Origin of the sequence: Paraburkholderia sp. SIMBA_054 (assembly GCF_046534875.1) — a bacterium.
Taxonomy (GTDB): domain Bacteria; phylum Pseudomonadota; class Gammaproteobacteria; order Burkholderiales; family Burkholderiaceae; genus Paraburkholderia; species Paraburkholderia hospita.
Genome location: NZ_JAWRXV010000087.1, coordinates 18,345 through 38,348, shown reverse-complemented (window position 1 = coordinate 38,348; position 20,004 = coordinate 18,345). Strand labels below are relative to the sequence as shown.

Here is a 20,004-nt window from a genome sequence, read left to right as displayed (position 1 = left end):
CCACTTAAAAAATAGGTGGACACGATCGTCGCTTCCTCGTCCTGTCGGTTCAAGGTGACATTGCCGGGGGCTTACGGAGCAATTTGACTTCAACAAGGCGCAATGGCGGTATACGGTCTCCAAGACAAAAACAGAACATCTGGTGCCTCTTGCCGCGCAGGCAATGACGATCCTGCGCGAACTACATGCATTAACGGGGCACCGTACATACGTTTTCCCGGGACGCGACGTCAGGAAGCCCATGAGTGGGGCAGCGGTCAACGCCGCACTTAGGCGGATGGGCTTCGATACAAAGACCGAGATAACTGGGCATGGGTTCAGAGCTATGGCGCGTACGATCCTGCATGAGCAGTTGCGCTTCCCCAGCGAAGTCATCGAACACCAGCTTGCGCACAAGGTGCCTGACGCGCTGGGTACCGCGTACAACCGGACCAAGTTCATCGATGATCGTATCAAGATGATGCAGCAGTGGGCGGACTACTTAGACACATTGAAACTTGAACCTTTTCTCTCACCGGGCTGACCGTGCAGTGACGGAACGGTAGGAACCGCCAATGCCAGCCGCCGGATCGTCTGACCAGCGAGGTGCGACTGGGCGACCTGGCACGAATTACCGAATATAATCGCCCTTCCGCATTGGAGGGCAAATGGAATATATCCCCGAAGAAATGCAACGATTGGGGGTCGTCGAGACGACTGTGAGCGATCTGCCAACCCTAACGACTCGGGCGCTCATCCGTTGCCTGCCCGTTGTGGATGTAGAGTTGACTAGTACCACGTTATTCATGGTCACGCCGCAGGTTGACGATCCGTTATCTATTCCCCGAAACTGGTGGATGAAATTCGGGACTGAGGTCATTACCGCATCCGAGTATTTTAGGCAGGTCATCGAACGCGGCGATATGGTGGATGCTGTAGTTATGCCTGCGCGAGATGGTGCAATCCCCGTCCAATCATATTGGATCCACATCGAATACAGCGGTACCCCTTCAGGCTACTTCCGGAAAAAGGATGACGGTCTATTTGCAATGTGGACGAAGAGTGGCGAAAAGGCTGAAAGAGTGGTCGCGCGCATACTCCGGGATGACTATGGGCACTCATTCCATGCAGACAGGTTCAATTCGCCAGGTTTTTTCGAAATCCGCTATGACAAGAAGAAGATACGAAGCCCTGACATGACTTGCCTGGCCTGTGGGCTCACCTTCGAGGTAAAGAAGCGCAACAGGGACACCCACTTTCGGCCATCGCATAGTAGCAACCGCCCCTTTGCTAGTGAGAATCGAATGGACGGCTGGCATGCGTTTGTGTTCCCGGACATGAAGCCTAGGTTCATTCCCAATGCATCCATTGCGCAAGCAATTGCTGAGGGTTGTTTTTGGCCTGGTCAGAACCAGTATGACAGTTGGGCAGAGGTAGATCATCTAACGCCTACTAATCCGCCCTATTGTTCGAGCGCCGAATAAGCACAAGTAGCAACGAGAGGCGTTGTCGGCGAAACAGAGCCTGCGGGGATACCGCAGTGCTGACGGGGTGCTTCTCGAGGCTAAAGCACCCATCGTGAAATTGATTCGTCGCGTCGAATGGTATTAGCGTCGAACCCGACGGACTTAACCCGAGACGACCGGCAGAGGCCATCACCGGAGAAAAGAGACGTCCGCAATGTCATCGTTCTTCCTCTTGCAATTGATTGCACGGCACATGACCACCACGGACTAGACGTCTCGGTCGGCTCACCGTTATTCACAGTGAGATTCCATCATCTGGTCCTTCGAGACAGAGGCGCGATGCTTCGCAGGGTCAGTGTCTCATTACGGGCCGGCCATCATTGTCGCTAACCAGCGGGCTGTTAGAATCGTCGCAAACTGTTTGGAACAAAATCACTATGTCTAGGTATATCGGCAAGACTCAAGCGGTCGCTGTTCTCAGTGCGGCAGACTGGTGGAAAGAGCGCTGTTTTCTAGCCGACGTTTCTATCTTTTCTGACGCTCCACTGTGGTCGAAGGGAAACCTTGATGTGTTCCGTCAATTGTTTGAACAGAACGCGATAGAGGGCTCAGATAGAGACTTTTTTGACAAACTAAAGGAACAGTTGCAAGGCGCATCGCCAGCGATCAAGCAGCTTGCGGCCGAAGTCCTATGGTTTTACATGCTTTACCCGCAGAAGCGTGTTTACGGGCCCGATAAGAAAGCTGATCAAATACGTACGGTTTGGTCTTGGTCAGGCGAGGAAATCCCGGACGCGCGTTGGATAGCTGCGGATGTCTTGGATGGAATTGGTAGCCCCGGCGTCGCCTATCTGACGCGCCGATTCGAACAGTTGACATTCTTCTTGCACGCAATGATCGCGTGGAAATCACTCACGGACGAAGAACGCGCGGATCTGATGACCAATGACAGACCGTGGGGGTTCGTCGCTTGGGTCGATAATCTGCCTAACGCCGGCAAACGGCCGATGAGAGGTGCGCTCCTTTATCTGGTGTTTCCCGATGAACTGGAGCGCGTTATAAGTCCAGACCATCGAAGACTGATGTACGCTGCCTTTAAGCCGCTCATCCCTACAGGACAAGTTCCTACGTCGGCTAAGCCATCAGCACTTGAAATCGACCGCGCGTTGTCGGTGATTCGTCAGCAACTCGAACGGGAGTACGGTACTGAAGAATTAGATTTCTACTATCCGCCGCTGCAACAAAGATGGTCTTCGGTCAGTGCTAAAACTGCTCGACGCAACGTTGCGGGTGCCATTGAAAAGGCGCTGGAGCCGTATGGCTTGGAACTTCGCCAGTGCGGTGTAAAGAAATCGAATCTCGCTGCGTGCAAGCCCGTTGATGAAAAGACGGGTTTTTGGGCCGATCCGGCAGACGCGACGAATAAGCCATTGCGATGGATTATTCAAATCGACCTAACGGGTGACGAGCCGATCGCGCGGCTGGCCGAACACGACGGAAAACAGTTGCTTGGAAATCGACGAATCGGATTTTCTAACAACGCCCAAGAAAAGAGCGGTGCAATCGCTGTCCGGATTGTTCCGGCTATCTATACAGGCGAAGACGGCTATATCTTCCATGAAGAATGGGAATGGCTACTGCTGCTATGCTTCTATCCGGCATTGACAAAAGGCTCTTCTGGGCAACTGTTGGATGACTTTGATCCTAGCTCGGGCCAACTGGTCTACATGAATCGGCCTCAATCATACGTATTTGGTGGTTTGGTTACCCTAAATGTGGAAGAGGCGCTGCTCACCGCCGAAGTGAACGGAGAACTGAGGCGCTTGACATATTTAGAAGCAACAGAGGCGATTCGCAAACTTATCAATTTAGCGCCACAAGATTCGGATGCAAACGACGAGGTGACGCGTGGCTAATATCGCCCTATATCAAGGTCTTCGCGACGACGATGTTGAGCGCCTTTCCGCTGATCTGGAGCGAGCATATGCACGTGCATCGAGCCAAGCGCAGCTACAGACTCGTGAAAGCGATGATGCAGACGAGTTGCCCACGATTCAAACAGATGTCTTATCGGGTGACGAAGTACCACCGGATTCTGATTTGCTTGGCATTGATCCTGCCATCTATCGACAAATCAATGCAGCGCTAAAGAGCGGCAAGCAACATCTGATGTTCTATGGTCCTCCGGGCACCGGCAAGACCACACTTGCACAGCATTGCGCTCGGTGGCTGGCGAGCAAACACACGTTGATTACGGGCTCTTCCGACTGGAGTTCTCAAGATGTAATCGGAGGTTACCAACCTATTGGTAACGGACGCATCGAATTCGTTCCCGGCATTCTGCTTCGACATTTCGATCGCCCGTTAATTATTGACGAATTGAATCGTTGCGATATCGACAAAGTAATTGGTCCCCTGTTTACCGTATTGTCCGGACAAAAGACCACGCTACCATATCGCCAAAGAGTAGAAGATCCTCACAGTGAATTCTTTGAACTGCTGCCAAAACCCAATCCTGCTGCGCGACAGGGCGTGGAATTTGCGCCGAGCGCTGCCTGGCGTTTGATCGCGACGATCAATTCGATCGACAAGGCATCGCTATATCAGATGAGCTACGCGCTGACGCGACGTTTCGCCTGGATTTATGTCGATGTTCCGGAAGACATCACGGATTTTCTCGCGCAGTATTTTTACCGAGAAGGGATTCGGGACCCCGACTCGGAAGCCAATCCGCTTAGCGCTATATGGCTTGCCGTGAACGCTGTGCGTCCAGTGGGGCCTGCGCCGATCCTCGATATGATTCGGGCGATGCGCGCTATGGACTCGACACTGAACTTTCGCGAGGCGCCGACTGAAGTTCAGGCTGGCATCTATCTGGATAGCTTTGATATGTTTTTGCTACCGATGCTTGATGGAATCTTCCAAGATAGCGCTCAGCTTCTAGCAACCGCAGTGGCCGACGCGTTGGGCATTTCAGCGGAATCGAGTCTTGGTTCCCGACTGCACCGCCGACTGACAAGTATTTCTGTATGAGTGCCAGCGCGGCGGATATTGATGATGCGATAGTGACCATCCTTTTGCGGATGCGCCGGACGACGTCAGCAGTATCGTTGGCGGAGGTCGACGGCTCCAGAGAGGGAGACCTTCATTTTCTGAAACAGTTTTGGGCGGCTTCTCCTCAAGTCAGTGAATTTGCACAGTACTTGTTGACCCACTCGCACGAAGCTCACGCAGTCTTGCATCTTCATCGCAAGGCAGCAACAGGCATGTTAAAAGGCCGTTTGGATGCGGTGGAGACGACGCGACAGCAGGTAGCCAGTGGTAATCCAGCGCTGCTCGTCTGTCATGAGGCGATTCGGACTTACCAGAGCGGATTGAACCATTTGGTTGTGTGGGTGCTCGAAGAGGCGCGGCGACACTGTCAGCGGATGCTTGAATCAACGACGCCAGAGTCAAGGTATGCAGAGCAGTTTGGCGCAGCAATTCGTCGATTGGAGCAGGCGAGCCGTGTCGAGCGTATTAGGAGTGCGTCTGAGCAAGTGGATCTAAGGCGGCGTCCGGCTCCATTGATTTTGACACTTGCGAAGCGCTCGCGCACGACGCTCTACCGGCTCGCCGCCAAAGCTTTCACTCTTCTACAAGCGATTGAGCGCAATGACGCAGTTGCGTTGCGCGATCTTTTGCAACATACGTTGCTAGGGCCCTTAGAAACTTGGCGCCGTTTTGAATTGCTCGTTGCGGTTGCGATAGGCGATGCGCTGGCACGTACACTGGGAGTCAGTTGCAAACTCTCGGCCTCATTTGCAGGCGACGAAGGCGTGCTTATGCGGGTTGGACGTTTTCGAGTACATTGGCAGGCGAGAACCACATACTTTGTGGCTCCTCCTTTGGAGCCGTCGGAACGGCGAACCGCTGAAATCCTTTCCGCGTTAGGTTTCCGCAGCGGTTGGGACCGCCCAGACATTGTGGTTACCTGTGCCGAGACAGAGGCCGTCGTTGCCTTGGCCGAGGTGAAATACTTCGCTAGTTCAGAAGGCGATGGCAAGGATGCCGTACGAGCAGCCATCGATCAGTTGGTGAGATATGCGCGGGGCTATCGGCCGGAAGATGAGTGGGACGATCTATTAACTCATTCTCTCGTCGTCCCTGTGGTACAGGGTTTTGCTGTCCCCCAGCCAAAGGCTGGGGGGATCCCATGGATCGTGGACCTTAAATCAATTCAGGCTCAAGGTCTGAATTCTTGGTCACACGCCTTGATTGCAGCTTCGCGGCCTTAGCAAGTCGCGGCTTTTCAGTTGAATGACTCCGTGTAGTAGGACGCGTTTGTCCCCCGTCTTTTGGCAACGGGGTTGCCGCTTCGTCTACAGGGAGTGAGCAAGGCGGATTGATCGTGTACTGAACAGCCGCTCTTTCACTAACGCCACCCGAGGGCTCCCGCCGAAATCGACCAACGGCGCCTTTCAAATACTCTTCCGAAAGTTCAACACAGGACCATTTACGTCCGAGATTCTCCGCCACCATTCCGGTGACGCACGATCCGCCAAATGGATCAACCACCGTGTCGCCTGGATCCGTCAACATCCGAATAAAGTATTCAGGAAGTTGAGCGGGAAAACGCGCGGGATGGATGTCGATATTGTTCGTACGGCAATAGTCCTGATACTGTCCGTTAGATTCCGTGTTCGCGATCGCCAGCAGGTTTGGTGGAACTGCGCCGCCGTTGTCCTTCTGGAATTTATCGCTAATGTCATGACCGGACGGACGTAGTTTCGCAGTGTATCCATTCTTTAGCAGATGCAGCATAGAGTCGCTGTACGGTGCCAAAACTCGACGATTACTCGCTTTAGGCCATGGTGTGGGTGATAGCCACCAAACGCAATTGACTGCGTCCTTGACGCGCACACGTCGTACGTTAACCCATTCAGCAGGGGTTGGGAGTTTCGACGGATTCCACCAGAAATGCTCTTGGCAAAGATGGAAGCCGTAGTCCCGGCAGAGCATCATCAATAGTTCAAAGTGATACAGCGAGCGCGTCGGCATTCCAGGCTTCCATGCTCCACCGATATCAATCACAAGCGAACCAGTGTCTTTCAGTACCCGCCTGAACCCTTCGGCGAAAGGCCGAAACCATTCGCAGTATTCGTCCGCATCTTCGTTTCCGTAACTTTTCTTGCGAACGAGTCCAAACGGAGGCGACGTCATGATTAGATCGACCGACTTTTCTTCCGCACGCGCGTGGAGGTAGTCCAAGCTGTCACCTTGGTATATTTGTCCAAGGCTAGTAGAGAAAAAAGGCTTCAGGCTTTTGGCGCTGTACTTGTGGGAATTGTCCGAAGCTGAGACTTCGGCGGAATCGGCTCCGTGGTTGGTTTGGGTTCGATGGAGATGCCGTAGATATTCGCTGAGGGATTTCAAGCCTAACGCGGACGCTGCGGCCTCGAATTCGTCACGCTCCTCCGCAGTGAGTCGGACGTTGGTGGTTAGGGTGCGAGGGTTTTCTGATTTCGGTCTGGCCATTTGCGCGGAGTCGAGAATGGAGAAGATGCATACCACAGTATGTTAACTGGAAAGTTTTTGTGTTACAAGAATTTTGATGATCCGACGTCAGGGAGCGGCCGAATCTCTCGGGGCTTAGTGTCGTGTGGAACGACGGCGAACCCGGATGCGAGTATGCGGCCGGTAGAATGAAATAGCGTGCGAAGTCGTTTCGCCTCCGCTGCCAACGAAAACGTTGACCTGACCGACAGGGGCTGAAGATCGTCGTTTCGACACACGGGAAGCGCGTCGTTACTCTTGGATGATCTTCGGCTTAGTCTCAAGGGTGGGGCAATAGCGCCTGCTCTGCAGTGATCGCCGCTGATCTATGCGTCGGTATTGGCAGACGAGGAGACGAGGAGACGAGGACCGAAGAAATGGGCCAAAAACGGCACACACTCTGTGGCATGGTCTCCATGCTTGCGTTAGCCGCGCTCCACTTTCCTAAGAGATGTAAAGTTTCGATCTCTCGAAAGCATCGGTACTGCCGGTGCAATCAATTGCAAACGGCGGTGGTCTTCCCAGATGTCAGAAGCCTGGCCCGCGCGCGGTAGCTTTCAGTTAGAACACGTACACATGAGTTCTTGCAAGGAAGTCGGCCGGGCGGCACGGCTCGCCGGCCAAGGCGAGCCCATGCGCGATAAAGCAACCCAGCATCGCATAAGCGAGATTCAACCAGTATTCAGAACGGCTTAAAGAAGGATAGCTCGCTATCGATAGAGTTCAGTCGACCATAAAACTCAACTGCGTATCGGTCAGTCATACCGGCAACGAAATCACATATCAATCTAAGCTGATCACCGCGACTGGCCAACGATAGGTATTGTCGTCTCCAATCATCAGGCAAGAGCATGTGCCCTTGTTTATCGGAAAGCGCTTCGAAAATCGTTCGAACGATGTCACGTCCTCGGAATTCGACAAGCCGCAGCCTCGGAGACATAGTAAGCGCTTCAAAAGTCATGTGCTTCAAAACCTCGACCTTTAGGCGAGTTTCGGCGTTCATGACAATCTTAGACAAGGCAGGGCAATCCTTGTTGACGCTTACCGACACGCCCTGGATAAACTCAGAAACTAAATCGGAAGTGAAAGAAGTGCGAAGATACCCGTCCGCGGCGATGCGTTTGGACGTTGCGTAAATTCCGACGATGTCTAAGACGGCATCCAGCGGATCGTCGCTCGGGGTCTGGTGTTTGTTGTCTCGTATGACTGTGCCGAATGTTTCGACAAGTACATTGGCGACATCGCGCTCCGTTACTTCCGTTTCCGTCGCTCCACTTACCTTTTTTGCGAGGCGTTGCAAAAATTCGCCGTCAAGAAGATGACTGAGAATCTCGAGTGGATCGAAGAAGCCGGCCTTGAAGGCGTCTTCGAGATCATACGTGGAGTAGGCTATATCGTCGGCTATGTCCATGATGTCGCACTCAATGGTGCGAAACGCCGCATCTTTGGCGCAGTCTGGAGCGACGGCCTGCTTAACTCGGGATACCAGATCCGCTTCGCTTTGATAGTAACCCTTGCTAGGGCGTTCTGCCTCTTCCGCTGAACGACTAGTCGGAATGACCTTGTCGTATTTCAGCAGCGACGCTAACCCGCGAAAGGTTAAATTCAATCCGCATTTTTCGCTGCCATTCTCCACACTCTCGCGTTTCTCGAGACGAGTAACAATGCGGAGGGTTTGTGCGTTTCCCTCGAAACCACCATGCTCACGCATGCATGAGTCGAGGGCGTATTCGCCGTTATGACCGAACGGCGGATGCCCGAGGTCGTGCGCCAACCCGGCCAGCTCAACCAAATCCGTATTAATCGGATGATCACGGAAGTAAGTTTTCGAATTCAGATTGAGCGCAATGCCTTTCGCAATCTGTGCGACCTCCATGGAATGCGTCAGGCGATTTCTAAAGAAGTCCGACTCAGTTCCAGGAAATAGCTGTGTCTTACCCTGTAGCCTGCGAAATGCAGGCGAATGAACCAATCTTGCGAAGTCACGCCTAAAGTCGCTGCTATGGCCTGACTGGGCGTCGAATCCCGCTCTCTTTCTAAGTGGCTGTGCGCGCGAGGTATCTTCTGGTCGATATAGCGGACGCGGCCCCGAGGATTTTGTCTTCGATTTCATTGTTGTCATCTTTCAACGCACGAAAAAAAAAAGAGCTAGGTCACCCTAGCTCTGCATCGGTAAAAATTGCCGACCATCTACTTCCGGGTTGACTTCTTCCCGTGGGCCTGGCGCTTCGCTTGATCTTTCTCCGACGCTTTTACCGCCTTCTGACGTCCAGTTTCATTCCGCATCATCATACGGAACGCGTCCAAATCGCGGGAAGTCTGCTTTTCGGCGACCGCAAAAGCGTCGTATGTGGCGAATTTTAACGTCGTCATGTTGGCTCCTAGATTCGACCTTGAGAAAGGTCCCTTCATATTGTCGACGAATTAGTGCACCAGCACAAGAGCGATGAGGCAGCGTGTCGCATTGATCATCCGATTACAAACAACGCGAGTTCCCAAGCTTCTAGACTGACACCCGAGTCACTGGAGCTTGGGCTGCCGCGTCCATCTGCTCTTCCTCTTTTTGGAAATCACGGCGGCTCTGAATTGGGCCACCGCCCGCAACCTCGTCCACAATTCCAAGCACTTGGGCATCGCTGGGAGAGAGCGAGTGTTCACCATTAAATAATGCACGACAAAGGAGCACACAGAAGAACCAGAACAAGCGTGCGGAAGGTCGCGCAGCATCCATCAATTTTTTCTTTGCTTCTTGATCTGTCCCGAGTATCACGGCGGCGCTAGCGCCGTCGAAAAACACGTTTGGATGTCGACGCATGTTCCGAGATACCGCGTTTAGATGTGCGCGGTGGTTAATCGACTCGATGAGCCGGTAGCTGTCGGTCGCCGTAGCCAACATCGGAAGAAAGTCGAACTTTCGAGATGGACCGCTCTTTACCAGTTGCTCGATGAGTAGTGTCAGGAACGCTTGGACGTGTGGCGCTGCCGTTGCGAAGTCCTTAGCTCTAGCGTGGTCGAAAAGCGAAAAGATGGGTTGGAGAGATTCCAGTACACCACCTTCGGAAAGGTGGTCAGCCCCGCTAGGTGCCTTCTTCGCAATGCCAGTCATGAAACCCCAAGTTCCAAGGTGTTGCATTGCCTGATCAATCAAGCCTTCGCTCGACTTTGACACCTTTGAAAAGAGCGCGGTTGCGAAGCTCGCGATGTCGACTTGATTGTTTGTCTCGAGCCCACTATCGCATTTCGCCAATATCTCGCAGTACTCCTTGTATTTCTCGCTCCACTCGTCCCGAATGTCGTCAAATTCGGGTCTAACATCGAGATAGTTCCAGACGAGACGGTTGAAGATTCGGTTAGCAAGTTTGAGCGCAAACTCTTCATTGGCGAGTTGAAGACGATCCGCTGCTATCCGAGCTACTGCAGGCGTAACATCTTCCATTCCGTGGAATCGGATATCGTGGAAGAGAATCTCGCTGTGCGGTAAGGCGACTGCATACGTTCCGAAGGCCAATAAGTTTGCCGCGGCACTGTGAGCATCGCGAACCGATACCGTCACAATTTCGCCTCTTCGGCCGTCTTGATCTGGGCCCGTAAGCAGTCTCACCAGCGCTTCAAGGGCGGCGAGGGAGCCACCTGGACTATTGATGGCTACCGTTATGGGATCGTTACTCTCTTGCCGCATCTCGAGAATGCGGGGAATAAGGGAGTTTACGAAATCGTCCTCGATGACGCTGTCAATATGAAGGCAACGTCGCCAATTAATTGTTTGGTTTTTGATATCGGAGTTCGACATTTACAGAATGCGATTTTTCTATTGAGCAACTCTAATCGGTCGGACCCCTATGGCCGTTGCTGTGGCCTCGACAGGTTGCGCGGTCACTGCAGCCCGTGCCGCGCCCACTGGCGCACCCTCGGAGTCATTGATGCTTTTAGTCTCAGCCGGATATTACCGCAACTGTCCCTACGACAGCCACTGCGCCGCAAGGATTACTTTGTCAATGGCATCGCGCGCGAGTGACACAACTTGCTTGCAATCAATTGCAAAAGCTATCCGTGACGGAGGGTTGCGCACAGCAGGGTCGACCCATCTGACAAATGCTGCACTCTCGCGATTCTATGATATGTCGTCAGAACAGCGGGCCGCCTTCACTGAATGGTTTCAGCCCCGTCCGGATATCGCTTGGCCGAATAGTTTATGCGATTGCATTGAATTGGATCCTAAGGCTATTAGATGTCGAGTGACGCAGTATTTATTCTCAGCGTCACGACAAAGTGGCCGCTCGCCGGACGACCCACGAACGAGATCACGTCGCCCCCGACCGCCCCGCCGCACATGTTGTCGAGCGTCGGCCAGCCGAAGTCAATCGCCACCTTCTTCTCATGGACGTTATGGTATTCCTCCATAATCATCTTCGGACCTTCCTTGCCGAGGTCCAGAATCCGGGTTCGGTGCTCCTGCTGGGTGATGCGGTTGACGGCTTCCTGAAGAATCTCCTTCGCCTTCTTGACGGCCTTCGGGTTCTCCTTCAGCGTCGTCTGCGACGCGATGTTCGCCTTGTCGATCAGGTTGTACGCGTAGCGATTGTCCAGCAGGTCAAGGTAATACTTCGCCGGTTCGGGCGTCGGTATGTCCTTGAACTCCGGAAACTTCTGAAGAAGCGTTTCAATCGCGGGGAGCGCCTTGTAGGCCGTGACGTGGTGGTGAACCCAGCCGAACACGGCCATCTCGTAATCGCCGTTGAAGAGTTGATCCGACAGCTTCGCCTTGTGCCAGTGCAGTGCGCTCTTCTCTTCGCACAGGCGTCGGATCACCTTCAACCCTAGTTGAAAGTTTGACATACCCCTACTTGGTCCAGTAGTTCGACCCCGGCCTTAGCCGACGATCTTGTAGTTGTTTTCGAGGAAGTCACGGAACACGTCGCCATACGCCTGCGACGCGGAATCCATGTCCTGAATGAAGAGCACGGTCGGCTTGCCAGCGGCCTGCCGTTCCAGCAGCACGTCGTAGATCGCCTGCACGTCCCAATGGGCGAGGCCCTTGGTGGCACCGCCCGCCTTCACGTACAGGTTCGGGATCATGAGGACGGTCGGCGTCGGCAGTTCGCCCGCCTTCGCGAGCCGCAGCACCGTGTTGATCGGGTAGACCCGCGCATCGGTGAAGTTGCGGATCAGCGCGCCAGCCATGTACATCAGCCGGTTGCTGACGTTCGCGCCATTCGTCAGGACGAGACCAGCCAGCTTCTGCCGATACATCGGGAAGTTGCGCACCCAGTCCACTTCGTCTGGGCCGCACACGTCCATCATGGAGTGCGTCAGGAAGTGCTGGCTGATACCCGCCGTTTGGCAGATATGGTCGATATCGTCCAGTATCGTGCGATGGCGGATCGGGTCAAGTACGGTAGTCATCTGCATAAGCCCCGTTGACTAGACGCCGTGCAATTGATTGCAAGCGCACAGCGAATTGAACTTGCAATTGTTGGTAACCGGCGGGTTGGATCCGTGTCGCGCTAGCTTTAAATTGCCTTGATCAGTTGGAATAGCCTTTCTACTAACGGATGTTCGTCCGCGTAAGCTTCCCGTGCTGCTTGGGCATTTTCGAGTGCGTCAAATAGCGCTTTTTGTTGTGTCGACCTGTCTTCGGCCGTCTCAACGTTGGACGCAGCCAAATTCACGATAGCTTCGTGAGCTTGAATTTCCTCATGGATCAGCACTCTCATACGCGCGACCTTCGCTTTCCGATCGTCACCATATACGGCTTCAAGCGCAATCGGCAATGTCAAAATTGTTAGACGATCATCGATACTGCGTCCTAGCTGATAGATTCTATCAAGTAGATTCTCTTCCACGGTAACCTCCTTAATGAGGTATGGGTTTGGCTTTTAGATGATGAGCCGGATGTGCGCTACCCAGATCGAAACCCGCGCAGTGTCTCCAGGAAATCGCGAGATATGAATTGCGTTGTTCGTTTGCAATTGATTGCACGGCGCCGTATGAGACGCCGTCTAGGTGTTTGGTTCTTCGTACGCCGGTGCTGTTGAATCTCGATGAAGTCTCCGTGCAAGCCTTTGCCTGAAATGTTATCCGGTATCGTAATTGCCTTATAGTAGATGACGGAGAACCCGGCGGCGAGGAGATCTGCGAAATGCCGTTCAAACATTGGGCGCGGTTGATGCGGTTCCTGCATGACTCTAACGACACGAACATATTCCCGGCGACGCATCATCTCCACTGCGAGTTCAAGGCCTCCATTTACCTCGGCCACGAGTTTTTCATATTCCGTTCGATCGTCAATACGAAAAACGGGTCTGTTATTCAGATAGGTCTCGAATAATTCAATCGCGGTAACAGAAAACATCCTTGGACTCCGTGAACTAACATGCCGCGCCGTCTTTTTCACCAGCCGGTTGTTCGCGGTCTACGCGATGCAGGTGAGTGGGGCCGAATGCTCTACCGCGCAGATCAGTGTGTTCCGTGCCCTCCCGATACTCGATTGGGCGCCACATTGCTGTCCTCGACGAGCGTGGTTTTCAGCGTTGCGGCGCTTGCTGCTCGATCCTAGTTCAGCACGCCACGCGTTACAACGTAGTTATCTGCAATGTATAGATTGTCCCGGTGGCTAACAGAAATTGCCTGACATGGCCCCGGCTTGACTTCCGTGATAGAGCGCAGCGTCAATCGGTTATAAATGTGTTTGGTGCGTGGCGATAGAACTCGCTCTAGCTTTCTGGGAAGATAGAAAATCTGCGAACGGTCTTTGAAGATCACGGAGACGCGGTAATGGTCCAAGTGCGTCGTCGTCTTAGGTCTAAGATTTGCCTTTCCGCCCAGCGACCGCACCAGGTCTCGCACCTGAATTGCGAGCATCAAACTGCTTGAACTGAACTCTGCACCGCCAGTTGTACCGGCAGTGCCGTCTGTATCCATTAGCCCCTTCAGCAATTCCTGACGAGTATGCTTGTCTGCTGACATGTAGGAGGTGGGGATAAGCTTGTCCTGTGAAAGTTTTCCCCACAGGTCCAAGGAAGCAAGCCAATCACGGACCCGATTCTGTCGGGCGTTTCCGCCTCTGCCGCCCATGCGAGGATCGACAATGCGATAGTCGTACTGCTGTCCCGTGTATCGCAATTCGCAACCAGCAATACGTAACTCTTTCGCTACTCGATCGAGCAGAGGTTGGTCGGCACCGGCCATCGTTGGAATGCCTGCACGGAAGCAACCATCGCCCAAGAGAACGCCTAGAAGCCACGGGCTGAATTCTGACGCGATAGAGTGACCAAAGTCACCGTTGAACAGACGCACCGATAGTCGATTTTGATAACGGGCGTTGCGCATCATTGCGACGAGTTCCAAAGTAGTCTTGACACAAGGAAGGCTCCAATCGCGATACATGACTTCCCAAGGGTGTCCATCCGTTGCATGGCAGCTTCTACCGTCGGAAAAGGAGAATTCAAACAATCGAGACATTCTTTGTGGAGCGATGTCAGTTACCTCGGACGGTTGTCCATCGATGGATGACAGCTTTTCACCGATGCTAAGATCAACGATGCGCTTCCAGCCGCTGGCGGTTAGAACATGACTATCAATGGGTTGACCGCTGTGTTTCTCGGATTGCGGGGCGAATTCGTCGAACTGTGTTGCGGGAGACTTCTGGTTGTTTTGCATCGACTGTAGGTCCGTGTGTTATTGAAGGTTTTTGCAATTGATTGCAAACCAATTGCACGTGCTAACAAAGCGCGGACAGTCAGCCGAGCAGGAACGATCTTATTGTTTCCGTTCTCCAAAAGGGAACCTTTCCGTCCCGTCCATCGGGCTGTGGATAGCGGCCAGACTTGATGCCGCTATAGAGCGTCGTATGGCTGACACTAAGCAACGCAAGGAGATGGGCTACACGTAGTCGGCCAGGCTGATCGAGCGAAATCTCAGGAGCGCGAGCCTTAGTGTGACCACGAGAGGAGGTGCGTGATGAGTGATCGAGCGGAGCGTGATTTTTTGCGAACGAAATTGCCATGTTAGATATCGATTCATGGCGAAGGAGATACGATCTAACCATCGCCGAATGGAGGACCCCCGGTGGGCATGGGATGCCACTAAAGATGCCGGGACAACAACGCCAATTTATTGGCGGCGTCGCTTCACTCCTTGAATGCGACCATGACATGTAGTCCGTAACCGTGCGATTACGTCCGTACAGTGCAACTGCTGTAAACTTAACTGCGGTCACGACTGTCGTCAAGAATATTTTTTATGATTAGGCATCCTTTGAATATTCAATGAAACGGGTTTGTCAACGCTTTCCGCGTCGCAGTCTGTTTCTGTATAGTTGATCAAACGAGTCGCGAGTCGCCCTATCGTTTTGACTAATCAAAACGTATTGCAGCGGTTGTTGTTCCAGACGAGATTCGATATTCCTCTATGTCCTGTAGCAGTCGCTATCTGTTGGGGGCATATTTGGGGGCATCTATAAACGAATGAGGAAATTCTTCTCGATTTTTCAGGATGATACGGAGATAGTTGGATAGTCCTCCGCGCACCTGGAAGGGCCCCGAGGTCTCTTTCATGCAATCTTCGAAGCTTGCATCCCCACCCCCAACCCACTTCATTTCAACAACATCCCCTTACAACCTGCGTAAGCATGGAACGTTCTCGTTTGCAACGGTTCCTACGTCACGTATACCCCGACTCGACACCTTGCGAACCGCAGCGCCGCTAAAACCGCGCAGCCTGCTCAGCACCTGCCAAAAGAGCCTCTCGAATGGACCCGCACCGCCCGCGTTCTATCGAAGTGGATTTTTTCCGAGGGATCGTGCTGATCGTGATCGTGCTCGACCACATACCGGGCGGGGTGTTGCAGCACCTGATGTTGCACGCATATGCGCTGTGTGACTCAGCAGAAGTCTTCGTATGCCTGGGAGGCTACGCATCCGCAGCAGCCTACGGCGCGGTCCTAAGCAAGAATGGCGAAAAGGCTGCCCACAACCGCTTCTACAAACGCTGCTGGGAGATCTACCGCGCCTACCTACTAACAGCGATCCTCACCTTACTCTCAGGCGCGATCCTGCAGCTACTGCAGCTAAACCGCCCAATGGTCGACCTGACAGGCTGGTCACTATTCGCAGCAGCCCCAATCCGAGAAGCATTCGACATCGCAATCCTCAGACGTCAGCCCTACCTATCAAGCGTCTTACCGATGTACGTGATCTTCGCGATCACGGTCCTCTTCATCGTCCCGCTCGCTCGCAAAGCTCCGCTCACCGCCCTGACAGCCAGCATCACAACCTGGGCGCTAGCCGTCCCCCTAGCCAAACTCTTCGCCATAGACGACGTCAGCGACTGGGCTTTCAACCCTTTCGCCTGGCAACTGATGTTCGTGATCGGTATCCTGTGCCGTGAGCGTCCGGTTTCAGATCAATTCCTGGAATCGAAACCCGGCCGCTGGTTAACGAAAACTGCAATTACAGCCGTGCTAGCCTTCGCAGTGGTCAAGCTTTTCATCCTGACCCAACCGCTACCTGGCCACCTGAAACAGAACCTGTCGATTGAACGCGTGATTAACTTCCTTGCTATCGCCTGGCTTGCCGTCGTCCTTGTCCGCGCCGGCATCATCGCGAAACTCGCGCACAAAGCGCCAGCCGTCATCAAGGTCGGCCAGACGGGTTTAGTGTGCTTCGTCGGCGGCACGCTGATCTCGCTGATCGTCGACACAGCGACACCGCGCAGCATCCACGGCCTGACCCACGGTCTCGCAGCGTTCGCCGGCGACCTCGTAGCGATCATCGCCGTGCTGCTGCTCGCGCGCTTCTGGAAGGAATGGAAGGGCCCGACGCAGCCACGCGCCGCCGTCAGCGGAGCCGACTGCCGATGAAGCGCGGTATCGCATGGCCGCGTGCGGCGCTCTGGCTAGCACGCACGGCGCTCCTATGCTGCACCGCCAGCACAGCAACGGCGGCAACACCCGAAACCCAAACACCAACCGCCCCCAAGCAACCTCCGTTTGCCACCCGCTGCACAGACCTAAACGACCTCTGGCTAGACGCCGAGACCATCGCACTCCCGACCCACGGCGCCCACGTCGAATCCGCAACCGTAATCACGGCCCAAACCCCCGGCAACGGCGCAGGCGAGTTCTGCCGCATCACCGGCGTCATCCGGGCGATAAAAGGCACGACACCCGACATCCGCTTCGACCTGAACCTTCCACGTCGCTGGAACGGCCGCGCATTGCAGGTCGGCGGCGGCGGCTACAACGGCACAGTCGTAACGGGCATCGGCGTCATGCCGTTCTCACCGATCCGCGCACCTCTCGCCCAAGGCTACATAACCTTCGGCGACGACTCCGGCCACGTCGGCAACTCGTCACTCGCGGTATTCGGCCTGGTCGACGAAGCCGTCGTGAACTTCGGCTACGCGCATCTGAAGAAAACTCACGACGCGGCCCTCGCGCTGATCGTGCGCATGTACGGCCATCCACCCGACCGCATGTACTTCGCGGGCGGCTCGACGGGTGGCCGCGAGGGCTACACGGTGATGCAGCGTTTCCCCGACGACTACGACGGCGTCATCGCCGACTCACCCGCGCTGAACTTCTCCGGCGTGCGATTGATCGGCATACGAGTAGGCCAGGCCGAATACGCAACACCTGGCGGCTTCGTCCCACCCGCGCTACTCGAACGCGTCTACCAAAGGTCAGTTGAAGTCTGCGACAAGCTCGACGGCGCGACGGACGGCATCGTCAGTGACGTCGCCGAATGCCGCCAGCGCGAACCCGAAATCATCGACGCGCTGCGCTGCCATCGCGGCACGTCCTACGCCCACGAAGGCGGTTGTCTAACGGACGCACAACTATCGACACTTAACATCCTGCGCGACGGCCTCAGACTGCCGTACAAGCTCGCATACGACGTCAGCGGCTACCACGGCTACAACGTCTTTCAGGGCACACGCCTGAACGGCATGCTCGGACTCGGCCGCGACCCGGCGCGTCAAACGTCGCCCACTTTCACCGGCAACGGTTATCTGTTCGCACAAGCCGACGGCTACATCCGCTACTTCGTCACCCAAGACCCCACCTTCGATTCGATCAAATTCGACGTACAGCATCCCGGCAAATACCAGAAGCAACTGATCACGCTCTCACAGATCATCGGCGCAACGAATCCCGATCTTGGCCGCTTCATCGCAAAAGGCGGCAAACTGATCACGATGCAAGGCCTCGCCGACGAAGTCATCAGCCCCAACCAGACGATCGCCTACTACGACCGCCTCGTCGACCGATACGGCGACGAGCGCGTGAACGCCTTCATGCGTCTCTACATGGTGCCTGGCTTCCAGCACGGCGGCGGCGTGTTCATTCCATCCGTCGATCTGCTCGGCGCACTCGACAGCTGGGTCACGCGCGGCATCTCGCCGGAAACGCTGCTCGCCACCGACATCTCCCCGCCAACCAATGGCCGCTCGCGTCCGCTGTGCCGCTATCCGATGTACCCGCGCTACCTCGGCAAGGGCAATCTCAACGAAGCAAACAACTTCGTCTGCAGCGAACCTTGAGCGTTCGCTGGTCAGATGGAAGCGCCAGTCACGAAGCCATAAAAGCGCTGTCGCGCACCGCACATTTCGGCCCTCATTTCACCCGCAATCACGCAGCGCGCCTGTAGTATTGGGCGATCATCCCGCAAGGCGCTGCTATCTGCCGTCATCACACGCCTTCCGGTAATGTTTGCGCGCATCGAACGCGTGCGAACAGTTTGCACACAAACAATTGGGCAAAATTTACCTGCACTCCCCCGGAGACCTTATGACCGCTTCTAAAAGCGCGGCCCTCGTCGAGGTGCTGACGCGTCATCGCGACACGCTGCTCACAGAATGGTTGAACCAGCATCTTTCGATCTCGCTGCGCCGCGGGCTCGCCACGGAAGCGGAGATGAGCGACCAGTTCCGCAACTTCCTGAACATCTTCTCCGACACACTTGCCAAAGCCGATACGCTGGACGCGTCCCGCCCCGAATGGGAACCCGTGCGCGCGTTTCTCGCCGACATGTCCGCGCATCGCGCGCGCCAGGGCTTCACGCCAGTCGAAACAGCGACCTTCGTGTTCTCGCTGAAGCAGCCGCTCTACGCGCGCCTGCGCGAGGAGTACGCCAGCCAGCCGCAAGAACTCGCCGACATGAGCTGGACGGTGAACCTGATGCTCGACTCGCTCGGCCTCTACACGACGGAAGTGTTCCAGCGCAGCCGCGAAGCGATCATCGCGCGTCAACAGGAAGAACTACTCGAACTGTCGACGCCCGTCGTGCAGCTATGGGACGGCATCCTCGCGTTGCCGCTGATCGGCACGCTCGATTCAGCGCGCACGCAAGTGGTGATGGAAAGCCTGCTGGAAAAGATCGTCGAAACAGGCGCCGCCATTTCGATCATCGACATCACAGGCGTTCCAACCGTCGACACCCTCGTCGCGCAACATCTGCTGAAGACCGTCGCAGCCGCGCGTCTGATGGGCGCGGATTGCATCATCAGCGGCATTCGTCCGCAGATTGCGCAGACCATCGTGCATCTCGGCGTCGACCTGACCAACGTGATCACGAAGTCCACGCTAGCGGACGCCTTCATCATTGCGCTGCAAAAGAGCGGGTCGAGCATTCCGACGCGCGCCGCCGGTTAAGGTGACGCCATGGATCGCATTCCCATCCTGCGGTTGGGCGACTGCCTGATCGTCGCGATTCAGGTGGACATGCACGACCGTCTCGCCATCACGCTTCAGGACGACCTGACCGCGCGCATCGTGAAAGACAAGGCGAAAGGTGTGCTGATCGACATCTCGGCGCTCGATATCGTCGACTCGTTCATCGGCCGCATGATCAGCAACACGGCCGCCATGGCGACGGTGCTCGATGCGCAGACGGTTGTGGTCGGCATGCAGCCGTCCGTCGCGATCACGCTGGTCGAACTAGGACTCACGTTGACGGGTGTGCGCACGGCGCTCAACGTCGAACGAGGCATGGCGCTGCTCAAGCAGCGACAGCGCTGATTATTC

Annotated in this window: 17 protein-coding genes and 1 pseudogene; 9 read left to right on the top strand and 9 right to left on the bottom strand. The window is 54.9% G+C overall.

Going from position 1 to position 20,004, the window contains the following annotated elements; genetic code table 11:
* Positions 1 to 79 precede the first annotated feature (79 nt).
* From SB822_RS50060 to SB822_RS50040, 5 genes and pseudogenes are all read left to right on the top strand, one after another.
* Positions 80 to 523: pseudogene (locus SB822_RS50060) on the top strand (tyrosine-type recombinase/integrase); the annotation flags it as partial.
* A gap of 124 nt (positions 524 to 647) precedes the next feature.
* Complete coding sequence (locus SB822_RS50055; protein WP_410858232.1) at positions 648 to 1,463, top strand: hypothetical protein; 816 nt, start codon at positions 648 to 650, stop codon at positions 1,461 to 1,463.
* Positions 1,464 to 1,882: 419 nt separating this feature from the next.
* Positions 1,883 to 3,361: a hypothetical protein gene (locus SB822_RS50050; RefSeq protein WP_410858231.1), complete on the top strand. Its 1,479-nt coding sequence runs from the start codon at positions 1,883 to 1,885 to the stop codon at positions 3,359 to 3,361.
* Positions 3,354 to 4,478 (top strand): AAA family ATPase, encoded by a 1,125-nt coding sequence (locus SB822_RS50045; protein ID WP_410858230.1) that lies wholly within the window; start codon positions 3,354 to 3,356, stop codon positions 4,476 to 4,478. Before SB822_RS50050 ends, SB822_RS50045 begins: the two co-directional genes overlap by 8 nt.
* Positions 4,475 to 5,722, top strand: a complete 1,248-nt coding sequence (locus SB822_RS50040) for a hypothetical protein (protein ID WP_410858229.1) — start codon at positions 4,475 to 4,477, stop codon at positions 5,720 to 5,722. The genes SB822_RS50045 and SB822_RS50040 overlap by 4 nt, the downstream gene beginning before the upstream one ends.
* Here the strand turns inward: SB822_RS50040 and SB822_RS50035 are convergent.
* The 9 genes from SB822_RS50035 to SB822_RS49995 form a co-directional block, all read right to left on the bottom strand.
* Complete coding sequence (locus SB822_RS50035) at positions 5,655 to 6,860, bottom strand: DNA-methyltransferase (RefSeq protein WP_410858228.1); 1,206 nt, start codon at positions 6,858 to 6,860, stop codon at positions 5,655 to 5,657. The genes SB822_RS50040 and SB822_RS50035 overlap by 68 nt on opposite strands.
* Before the next feature lie 802 nt (positions 6,861 to 7,662).
* Complete coding sequence (gene dgt / locus SB822_RS50030) at positions 7,663 to 9,093, bottom strand: dGTP triphosphohydrolase (protein WP_410858227.1); 1,431 nt, start codon at positions 9,091 to 9,093, stop codon at positions 7,663 to 7,665.
* A 77-nt stretch (positions 9,094 to 9,170) separates the two neighbouring features.
* Positions 9,171 to 9,353: a hypothetical protein gene (locus SB822_RS50025; RefSeq protein ID WP_410858226.1), complete on the bottom strand. Its 183-nt coding sequence runs from the start codon at positions 9,351 to 9,353 to the stop codon at positions 9,171 to 9,173.
* A gap of 130 nt (positions 9,354 to 9,483) precedes the next feature.
* Positions 9,484 to 10,770, bottom strand: coding sequence for an ATP-dependent Clp protease proteolytic subunit (locus SB822_RS50020; protein ID WP_410858225.1), 1,287 nt, complete (start codon positions 10,768 to 10,770; stop codon positions 9,484 to 9,486).
* A 434-nt stretch (positions 10,771 to 11,204) separates the two neighbouring features.
* Entirely contained in the window at positions 11,205 to 11,816 is a 612-nt protein-coding gene (locus SB822_RS50015; RefSeq protein WP_410858224.1) for a hypothetical protein, read from the bottom strand.
* Between the two features lie 33 nt (positions 11,817 to 11,849).
* Positions 11,850 to 12,383, bottom strand: coding sequence for a hypothetical protein (locus tag SB822_RS50010; RefSeq protein WP_410858223.1), 534 nt, complete (start codon positions 12,381 to 12,383; stop codon positions 11,850 to 11,852).
* Positions 12,384 to 12,490: 107 nt separating this feature from the next.
* A complete protein-coding gene (locus SB822_RS50005; protein ID WP_410858222.1) occupies positions 12,491 to 12,823 on the bottom strand; it encodes a hypothetical protein in 333 nt (110 codons plus the stop codon).
* 56 nt (positions 12,824 to 12,879) lie between these two features.
* Positions 12,880 to 13,332, bottom strand: a complete 453-nt coding sequence (locus SB822_RS50000; RefSeq protein WP_410858221.1) for a hypothetical protein — start codon at positions 13,330 to 13,332, stop codon at positions 12,880 to 12,882.
* A gap of 200 nt (positions 13,333 to 13,532) precedes the next feature.
* Complete coding sequence (locus SB822_RS49995; RefSeq protein WP_410858220.1) at positions 13,533 to 14,639, bottom strand: LAGLIDADG family homing endonuclease; 1,107 nt, start codon at positions 14,637 to 14,639, stop codon at positions 13,533 to 13,535.
* A 1,090-nt stretch (positions 14,640 to 15,729) separates the two neighbouring features.
* On the opposite strand from SB822_RS49995, the gene SB822_RS49990 reads away from it, so the two are divergent.
* From SB822_RS49990 to SB822_RS49975, 4 genes are all read left to right on the top strand, one after another.
* Entirely contained in the window at positions 15,730 to 16,839 is a 1,110-nt protein-coding gene (locus SB822_RS49990; protein WP_410858219.1) for an OpgC domain-containing protein, read from the top strand.
* Complete coding sequence (locus tag SB822_RS49985; protein WP_410858218.1) at positions 16,836 to 18,521, top strand: tannase/feruloyl esterase family alpha/beta hydrolase; 1,686 nt, start codon at positions 16,836 to 16,838, stop codon at positions 18,519 to 18,521. Before SB822_RS49990 ends, SB822_RS49985 begins: the two co-directional genes overlap by 4 nt.
* 247 nt (positions 18,522 to 18,768) lie before the next feature.
* The gene (locus tag SB822_RS49980; RefSeq protein ID WP_007582299.1) at positions 18,769 to 19,632 is read left to right on the top strand and encodes an STAS domain-containing protein; all 864 of its coding nucleotides are present in this window, start codon (positions 18,769 to 18,771) and stop codon (positions 19,630 to 19,632) included.
* A gap of 9 nt (positions 19,633 to 19,641) precedes the next feature.
* Positions 19,642 to 19,998: an STAS domain-containing protein gene (locus SB822_RS49975; protein WP_042314434.1), complete on the top strand. Its 357-nt coding sequence runs from the start codon at positions 19,642 to 19,644 to the stop codon at positions 19,996 to 19,998.
* The last annotated feature ends 6 nt before the right edge of the window (positions 19,999 to 20,004 follow it).

Excerpts from the sequence above, each read along its gene's own strand:
- SB822_RS50055 (WP_410858232.1), top strand. The coding sequence starts at position 648 with ATGGAATATATCCCCGAAGAAATGCAACGATTGGGGGTCGTCGAGACG.
- SB822_RS50050 (WP_410858231.1), top strand. The coding sequence starts at position 1,883 with ATGTCTAGGTATATCGGCAAGACTCAAGCGGTCGCTGTTCTCAGTGCG.
- SB822_RS50040 (WP_410858229.1), top strand. The coding sequence starts at position 4,475 with ATGAGTGCCAGCGCGGCGGATATTGATGATGCGATAGTGACCATCCTT.
- dgt (WP_410858227.1), bottom strand. The coding sequence starts at position 9,093 with ATGAAATCGAAGACAAAATCCTCGGGGCCGCGTCCGCTATATCGACCA.
- SB822_RS50025 (WP_410858226.1), bottom strand. The coding sequence starts at position 9,353 with ATGACGACGTTAAAATTCGCCACATACGACGCTTTTGCGGTCGCCGAA.
- SB822_RS50020 (WP_410858225.1), bottom strand. The coding sequence starts at position 10,770 with ATGTCGAACTCCGATATCAAAAACCAAACAATTAATTGGCGACGTTGC.
- SB822_RS50015 (WP_410858224.1), bottom strand. The coding sequence starts at position 11,816 with ATGTCAAACTTTCAACTAGGGTTGAAGGTGATCCGACGCCTGTGCGAA.
- SB822_RS50010 (WP_410858223.1), bottom strand. The coding sequence starts at position 12,383 with ATGACTACCGTACTTGACCCGATCCGCCATCGCACGATACTGGACGAT.
- SB822_RS50000 (WP_410858221.1), bottom strand. The coding sequence starts at position 13,332 with ATGTTTTCTGTTACCGCGATTGAATTATTCGAGACCTATCTGAATAAC.
- SB822_RS49995 (WP_410858220.1), bottom strand. The coding sequence starts at position 14,639 with ATGCAAAACAACCAGAAGTCTCCCGCAACACAGTTCGACGAATTCGCC.
- SB822_RS49990 (WP_410858219.1), top strand. The coding sequence starts at position 15,730 with ATGGACCCGCACCGCCCGCGTTCTATCGAAGTGGATTTTTTCCGAGGG.
- SB822_RS49985 (WP_410858218.1), top strand. The coding sequence starts at position 16,836 with ATGAAGCGCGGTATCGCATGGCCGCGTGCGGCGCTCTGGCTAGCACGC.
- SB822_RS49980 (WP_007582299.1), top strand. The coding sequence starts at position 18,769 with ATGACCGCTTCTAAAAGCGCGGCCCTCGTCGAGGTGCTGACGCGTCAT.
- SB822_RS49975 (WP_042314434.1), top strand. The coding sequence starts at position 19,642 with ATGGATCGCATTCCCATCCTGCGGTTGGGCGACTGCCTGATCGTCGCG.